The organism is Protofrankia sp. Cj3 (assembly GCF_917627355.1).
GTDB lineage: Bacteria > Actinomycetota > Actinomycetes > Frankiales > Frankiaceae > Protofrankia.
The window spans coordinates 1-6632 of the sequence record NZ_CAKJTR010000228.1 but is presented as its reverse complement, the minus strand read 5'-3'; the positions used below and the strand labels follow the sequence as shown (position 1 = coordinate 6632).

Genomic DNA, 6632 nt, shown 5'->3' with positions numbered 1-6632 from the left:
CGCGAGGGCGGCCCCGGCCCCGGCGCCGAGCCCCAGCCCGGCGCGGCGTAGCCGCCGCTCGTCACCTGGCGCGATGGCGCTGCCAACCGCCAGGCTGGCTGTCGGAACGTGTAACAGCAGATAGAGGGCGATGAATGTGACAAGCTCGGCATAGTCACTCGGGCTCAGCAGCCGCAGCGCGACGATCGAGAAGAGCAGGTTGCCGCCGCCCGCGCCGAGCTGGCCCGCGATAACCATGATCTGCTCGGTCGCGATCCGGCGACGGGGCAGCGAGATGCCGGCGGCGCTGGCGAGCGTGGCGTTCCCGGCGGAGACGGTCATGCGGCCCCCCGGCCGGCCTGCCTGCCCCGGAGCCTGCTCCGGCGTGCCGTCCTGATGAACGCGCCGCGTGGTGGCCCGCTGTACCGCGGCCGGCGCTGGCCGGCCCCATCCTTGGCCATCGATTGCTCCCCCCTGAGAGCGGCGGGCAACAGGGGACGCGGCGTCGCGCGGTGGGGGCGCGCACCAGCAGGGCGGCTCCCCACGCCGCCTCGCGATGCACGCACTCCAGCCCCGTTCCTTGCTCCACGCATCTGTTGCCGGACACTTTTGATCGTCGTGTCGTCGGCGGCGCGAAGGAGATGCTCGCACCGCCTTCGGCTGGTTGCCGGCCGCGGCCGGGGCGCCGCCGGCCCGAAACGGGCGCGGGGCTACCCGCGGGTGAATGGAAATGCCACAGTCAATGCGTGCTCGCCTGCGACGTGTCGCGAAAAAAATCTCCATGCGCGGCCCCGCCACGCCCCGGTCTGTTGGTTTCCCTGCCCCCGGCCCCTTCCCCGCGGCCGGCGGAGATCGACCCGATCACGGGTCTCAACTCTGTCCTCACCGCATTTCCTGGTCATCTCGCCGCGGCAAATTCTCCATGGCCGGCGGGTGGCTAGTTGGTGGCGTTGGCGAGTTTTTCTGATCAATAAGAGCGCCCGGCAATAGGGTGTTCGATCAGGCGCGGCGGCTGGGTGGATGGATCGCGAGGCGGCGGCGGAAGGCGTCCCGCGCTGGGCGTGGACCGACGGCAACGTGGCAGGGCGCGGCCTGGGCGGCGCGAGCCGGACAGCTCCATTGCCGGAGCCGCTAAAATGTGGCCGGCTGACTGGCGGGAGCGATGGGCTCCCGCCGTATAACGTATGGAAGCGTGAGGGCGTGCGAATCGCCTACCGGGGGATAGCGGATCGTTTACAGGGGGGATGGCTGTCGGCAGCCGCCTGGAGAAATCGGCGGGTACGAGCGGCTGGTGTGTTCCCGCGGTGCCCGCGCGGGTGGCGTGCGGTGGCGGTGATCGGTTTTCCGTGCGGTATCTCCCCGCGACATGCCCGGGGCAGCGGCCGCATTCCTGTTGCCGCCGGGAGCTGAAAGCGGTCCGGATGAACGGAGGAGCATGCGGGCACAGGGGGGCGGGCACGAGATTCGGCACCTCGTGCGCATCATGTTGGCCGCCAGCATGGCGGTGTACGGGCTGGGCGGCTCCGAAGTGGCCCTGCCGCGCTCCGTCTCGCCTCCGCCGCTCCTGGTGTCGGCGAGCGGGACGGCCGACGTTGCCGGCGGCTCCGGGCTGTCCGGCGGTTGGGCCCGGCAGCCGTACAGCACGCTGCGGGCGAATCTTAGCGATCTTGTTCAGCAGGCGGACGCGACGCCGGGAGCCGGCGGCGACCAGCTCAATGTGCCCGGCCTGGCCCGCTGGCGTACGGTCGTGCGGGCCCAGGACGTCGCGGGCCTCGGTCCGTCAGCACAGGCTCGCGCGGCGCTGCTGTTTGCCCTCAGCCAGCTGGGCCGGCCGTATGAGTGGGGGGCGCAAGGCCCGGATTCGTATGACTGTTCCGGGCTCACCCAGCGGGCGTTCGCGACCGCGGGGATCCTTATCCCCCGGGTCGCCGCGGACCAGGCCCGGGTCGGCCAGGCCGTCCGGCTGGCTGAGCTGCTACCCGGCGATCTTGTTTTTTACGCCTACGACACCGCTGATCCGGCAACGATCCATCATGTCGCGATGTACGTCGGTGGCGGCCTGGTGATCCATGCGCCGCAGACCGGAGACGTGGTCCGCATCACACCGCTGTGGCTCGACGGCTATATCGGCGCGGTCCGGCTCTCGCGGGCCATCCGCGGTACGGGGATAACCACGGTCGGCCCGTTCACGGTGCCGCCGCCGCCCGCCGGCGGCGCGGCGGTGGATCCGCTGGTGATCCCACCGCTGCGCAAGGACCCCGGCGGCGGTGTTGTCGCGGGTGAGCCGCCAACCGTCGCACCGGCGGTAGGACAGGCCGGTCTCGCCGCTGGCTTGCCCACCGAGCCGATGTCCACCGAGCCGATGCCCACCGGCCCCACCCCCGCCCTGATGCCCACCCCAGGCGGCTCGGCCGACCCGACGCCGACACCAGGTGACCTCCCGCAGCCACGTGTGGCACCGAGCCCCAGCGGACCCGCATCGGCCGCACCCGAGCCTGGGCCCACCGCGGCCACGGTGTCCACCGTGCCGGCTGCCGCCCCGTCGCCTGCCGCGTCACCTGCCGTCACCCAGCCGGCGTCCGCGGCTTCGCCGGCACCGGCCGCGACCGGGCAGCCGACCGTTTCGCCATCCCCTTCTCCGTCACCAGCGGGCAGCGGACCGCCTGCCAGCACGCCCGCGGCGCCCGCGGCGCCCGCGGCGACCACGACAGCACCACCATCGGCCGCTCCTTCCGCGGCGGCCACCACCCAGGCGCCGGTGACCGCTGGGTGAACAGCCCCACGCGCTGGAAGCGGTGGAAGGCGCGGGTTTCTGGCTGAGCAAACTGCTGTCGGCGGCCAGCGCGCCGCCGGCTCGGATCGGGGGCGGACAATGAACGTGAGTCGACCGGTGAGGCCGTGTGGGGAATGCGGCCATGAGTGGCGGCTGCATCGCCGTGGCGAGTTGCTCGTCTGCTGTGACGTGATGCGCTGCCAGTGCCGGCTGCTGGTCGGCGACTATGCGGGCCAGCTTGCTCTCGGGCCGTATGAGTCGGTGCCGTGCGCGGTTGGCTGCGGCCGCGTCGCCCAGCGTGGGGATATTCGCTGCCGGCGTTGCCGGGGGGCGCTTCGCCGCCATCCGCCCGCGGTGCCGCCCCAGACGGACGACCAGCATCCGGGATGGCGGCCCGCGGCCGTGTGACAGCGGCGTTCGGCTGGTGTTGTTTGCGGCGCGGCCGGCAACAGGGGACGCGGCGTCGCGGGGCTGGGGCGCGTACCCCAGCCCCGCTCCTTGGTCCACGCCTCTGTTGCCGGGCGCTCGGTGGGCGCTCGGTGGGCGTGGACCGACCGGGCTGATCGAGGCGGGCCGCGGCCCGGAATGCGGTCCCGCCCTGAACGTGTATTCATTCACTGTAACGCATCGTAGTGTTTCGCTTGATTTCCACCCGGAGTTTCGGATACGGACACCATGCCCGGAGCAAACAGCCATGCAACCGCAACTCTGCCGTTTCTTGGCAGTCACGACCAGGAAACTGGCTGGGTAGAGCCTGGCTGAGAATTCTGCTGATGAGTGTGTCCAATGTTGGGATCCACGGGGGAGGGGGCGGGCGGATCAGACCGCACCGCGGCCGGCGGCCGGTCGTGCTGCCATGCGCTGTCAGGGCCGCCGAATTTTTGCCATAGCTCTGGTGGCCTGTCGGCGAGTTTGTTTCCGGCCTCCGTCGGTTCTCCTGGTAAGGGAGCTCAATGCGTCTCGACATCATTATTCCCGCGCATAACGAGGAGCATCGGATCGGTCGCACGCTCGACAGCTATCTGCGTGCGTTCGACGCGCCGGGCTTCCATTTTTTCGTGGCGCTGGATCATTGCACCGATGGTACCGCGGCAATCGTCCGGAGCTATCAGGCCGTCGATGACAGGCTGCGGATGTATCGCTACCCGAAGCTTGGCAAGGGCGGCGTGATAACGGAGACGCTCCGGCGGGCCGACGCGGGACTCGTCGCCTTTGTCGACGCTGATCGCGCCACCCCGCCGGGTGAGCTGCTGAGGCTCGCGACGGTCGCCCAGGACGTCGGCGCGGCGGTGGCCAGCCGGTGGCATCCGGCTTCGCTGCTGCCCGTGGCCCGTCCGTTGCGGCGCCGCGCGGCAAGTGCTGGATTCGCGATGCTGGTTCGGCTGATGTTCAAACTGCCTTACTGCGATACGCAGTGCGGCGCCAAGGTGTTTCGGCGGGACGTCCTGGACCAGGTCACGCCGTATCTGTCCGCCCGCGACTTCCTCTTCGACGTCGACCTGCTGGTCGTCGCCCGCGCCCTGGGGTGCGAGGTGGCGGAGGTGCCCACGGTCTGGATCGACCAGCAGGGCTCGCGGCTGGACCTGCTCGCGGACAGCCGGCGGATGGCCGTCTCCTTGTTACGCCTGTGGCTGCGGCATCGGATGCTGCCGGTCCCGGCACCCGCCCGCGGCGAACCAGCGGTTGCCTCGGCGTTGCTCGCGGCAGGCCGGCGAGCTGTCGATGTCGCGGCCTGACGTCGCGCTCGTCGCGCCTTATCCACCGCGCGGCGCGAAGCACGCCGGGACGAGCGGCGTCGCCTCCTACGCGGCGAACCTCGCGACCTCACTGGTTGACGCGGGCGCGACGGTCGCGGTGGTCGCGCCCAAGATCAACGTTCGTGAATCGGCCGCGGTGCCCCCGAGCGACGAGCCAATCCCCACCGTGCATCGAGCCTTTGGCAACCGGCCGTGGTCGCTGCTGGCCGCATGGCGCTCGGCCCGCGAGACCGGGGCTCCGATCATCCACCTGCAGCACGAGCTGTTCCTCTACGGCGGGGCCGCGGCGTTGCCGTCACTGGTGACGGCGCTGTCCGCCCGGCGGCGTGGCCGCCCCGCGGTCGTCGTCACCATGCACCAGGTTGTGTCACCCCAGGACGTCACCGCGGAGTACACGCGGATGCACCGGGTGGCCGTACCGGCGGCGGTGGCGCGCGGCGGGCTTGCCGGCCTGCAGCGGGTGGTGAGCGGGCTCGCCGACGCGGTCGTGGTCCATGAGCGTGCGTTCACCGATGTCGTGCCGTCCGCCGTGCTCATTCCGCACGGGATTGAGGATCTTGTCACCCCGGACCGCGGGGCCAGCCGGCTCGCGCTCGGCCTGGACGGTCGGCTGACCGTTCTCTGTTTCGGTTTCGTGGCGCCCTACAAGGGCCTCGAGCTGGCCTGCGAGGCGGCTGTACTGGCTGGCGGCACCGTCCAGCTCGTGGTTGCCGGCGGTGACCATCCGCGGATGACCGGGACGCACAGCTACGCGGACGCGCTCCGCGAGCGGTTCGCCGACAAGGTGCGGTTCGTCGGATATGTGCCAGAAGAGCAGGTCGGTCACTGGTTCGGCGCTGCCGACCTCGCCTTGCTGCCGTATCCGAAGCCGCATGCGAGCAGCGGCGTGCTGGCGCTGGCTTTCGGTTACGGAACCCCGGTGCTGCTGTCGCGGGCGCTCGCGGACTGCGTCGGTGCCCCACCGTTGATGACCATACCGGGAACACCGGCGGAGCTCGCCGAACGGCTGCGCGAGCTTGCGCGGGACCACGCTCGGCTCGACCGGATCCGCGCGGCGAACGCGTTCCTCGCCGACGGCAGGTCCTGGCCCACGGTGGCCGGCCGCCATCTCGACCTCTACGAGGAGGTGACCGGTGGCAAGGGTGCTGTTGGCCGGCGCGTTCGGACAGCGTAATCCGGGCGACGAAGCGCTGCTGGAGGCGTTTCTGCGGGCGCTGCCCGGCTGCGACTTCGTGGTCACCACGGCGCGTCCGGGATGGACGGAGCACACCTATGGATGTGACGCCGTCGACAGCGATGATCCGTGGGCGGTCGCCCAGGCTCTGCTGAGCGCGGATGTGGTCGTCCTCGGTGGCGGCACCATCTTCAAGACCCTGCACCCGAGCGCCGGCCGTGCGGCGCGTTCGTTGTTGGTGCGTTCACTTGCGTTGGTCACCTCGGCACGGACGCTCGGACGCAGGGTCGCCGCGGTCGGTGTCGGCGCCGGTCTCCTGGCCGACCCGCTTTCGCGACGGCTTGCGCGGGAGCTGGTCCGCCGTATCGATCTCCTCGTGCTGCGCGACGAGGAGTCAGCTCACCTGCTGCGCGGCTGCGGCGCCCCGACACCGTTCCGGGTCGGTTCGGACCCCGCGTGGACGCTGTTGAACCCACCGCTGAACCCACCGCCGCACACCGGCGGCCGGTACCGTGACCGGGAGAATACCGTCCTGGTCGCGCTGAGCCATCTGGCAGCCACCGGCAAGGAGCTCTCGCTGTTGCTCGACCGGCTCGCGGAGGCTCTCGCCGAGCAGAGCGCGAACGGGCTGCGGGTGCTCCTTCAGCCGTGGCAGGTCGGTAGCACGGGTGCGGACGACCGCGAGATGGCGTCCTATCTGCGGGCCCGGCTTGCGGGCAGCACGGTGCTGGCACCGCCGGCGGACCTGGCCGAGGCACGGGCCAGCGCCGCTTCGGCCAGGTTGCTCGTGGCGATGCGCTTTCATGCGCTGCTCGCCGGTGCCGCCGCCGGGACCCCCGTGGTCGCGGTCGCGCACGAGGCCAAACTCGCCGGCCTCGCCCGCCGGCTCGGCCAGCCCGCCGTCCGGCCGGACGCGCCCGCGGGCGAGCTGGCGGGCGCCATCCGGCGG

5 protein-coding genes are annotated in these 6632 nt (G+C 71.2%); 4 read left to right on the top strand and 1 reads right to left on the bottom strand.

Features of this window, described 5'->3' with window-relative positions:
- On the bottom strand, window positions 1-321 hold a 321-nt coding region (locus tag MJ783_RS20920; protein ID WP_239313015.1), incomplete at its 3' end, for a hypothetical protein.
- Between the two features lie 1093 nt (window positions 322-1414).
- On the opposite strand from MJ783_RS20920, the gene MJ783_RS20915 reads away from it, so the two are divergent.
- From MJ783_RS20915 to MJ783_RS20900, 4 genes are all read left to right on the top strand, one after another.
- Window positions 1415-2752, top strand: a complete 1338-nt coding sequence (locus MJ783_RS20915) for a C40 family peptidase (protein WP_239313013.1) — start codon at window positions 1415-1417, stop codon at window positions 2750-2752.
- A 953-nt stretch (window positions 2753-3705) separates the two neighbouring features.
- Complete coding sequence (locus MJ783_RS20910; RefSeq protein WP_239313011.1) at window positions 3706-4488, top strand: glycosyltransferase; 783 nt, start codon at window positions 3706-3708, stop codon at window positions 4486-4488.
- Entirely contained in the window at window positions 4475-5683 is a 1209-nt protein-coding gene (locus MJ783_RS20905) for a glycosyltransferase (RefSeq protein WP_239313008.1), read from the top strand. Before MJ783_RS20910 ends, MJ783_RS20905 begins: the two co-directional genes overlap by 14 nt.
- Window positions 5643-6632 (top strand): polysaccharide pyruvyl transferase family protein (locus MJ783_RS20900; protein WP_239313006.1); only part of this gene is annotated, 990 nt, incomplete at its 3' end. The genes MJ783_RS20905 and MJ783_RS20900, both read left to right, overlap by 41 nt.

Bases quoted from the DNA above. Each gene is read 5' to 3' on its own strand.
- MJ783_RS20915 (WP_239313013.1), top strand. From the start codon at position 1,415: ATGCGGGCACAGGGGGGCGGGCACGAGATTCGGCACCTCGTGCGCATC.
- MJ783_RS20910 (WP_239313011.1), top strand. From the start codon at position 3,706: ATGCGTCTCGACATCATTATTCCCGCGCATAACGAGGAGCATCGGATC.
- MJ783_RS20905 (WP_239313008.1), top strand. From the start codon at position 4,475: ATGTCGCGGCCTGACGTCGCGCTCGTCGCGCCTTATCCACCGCGCGGC.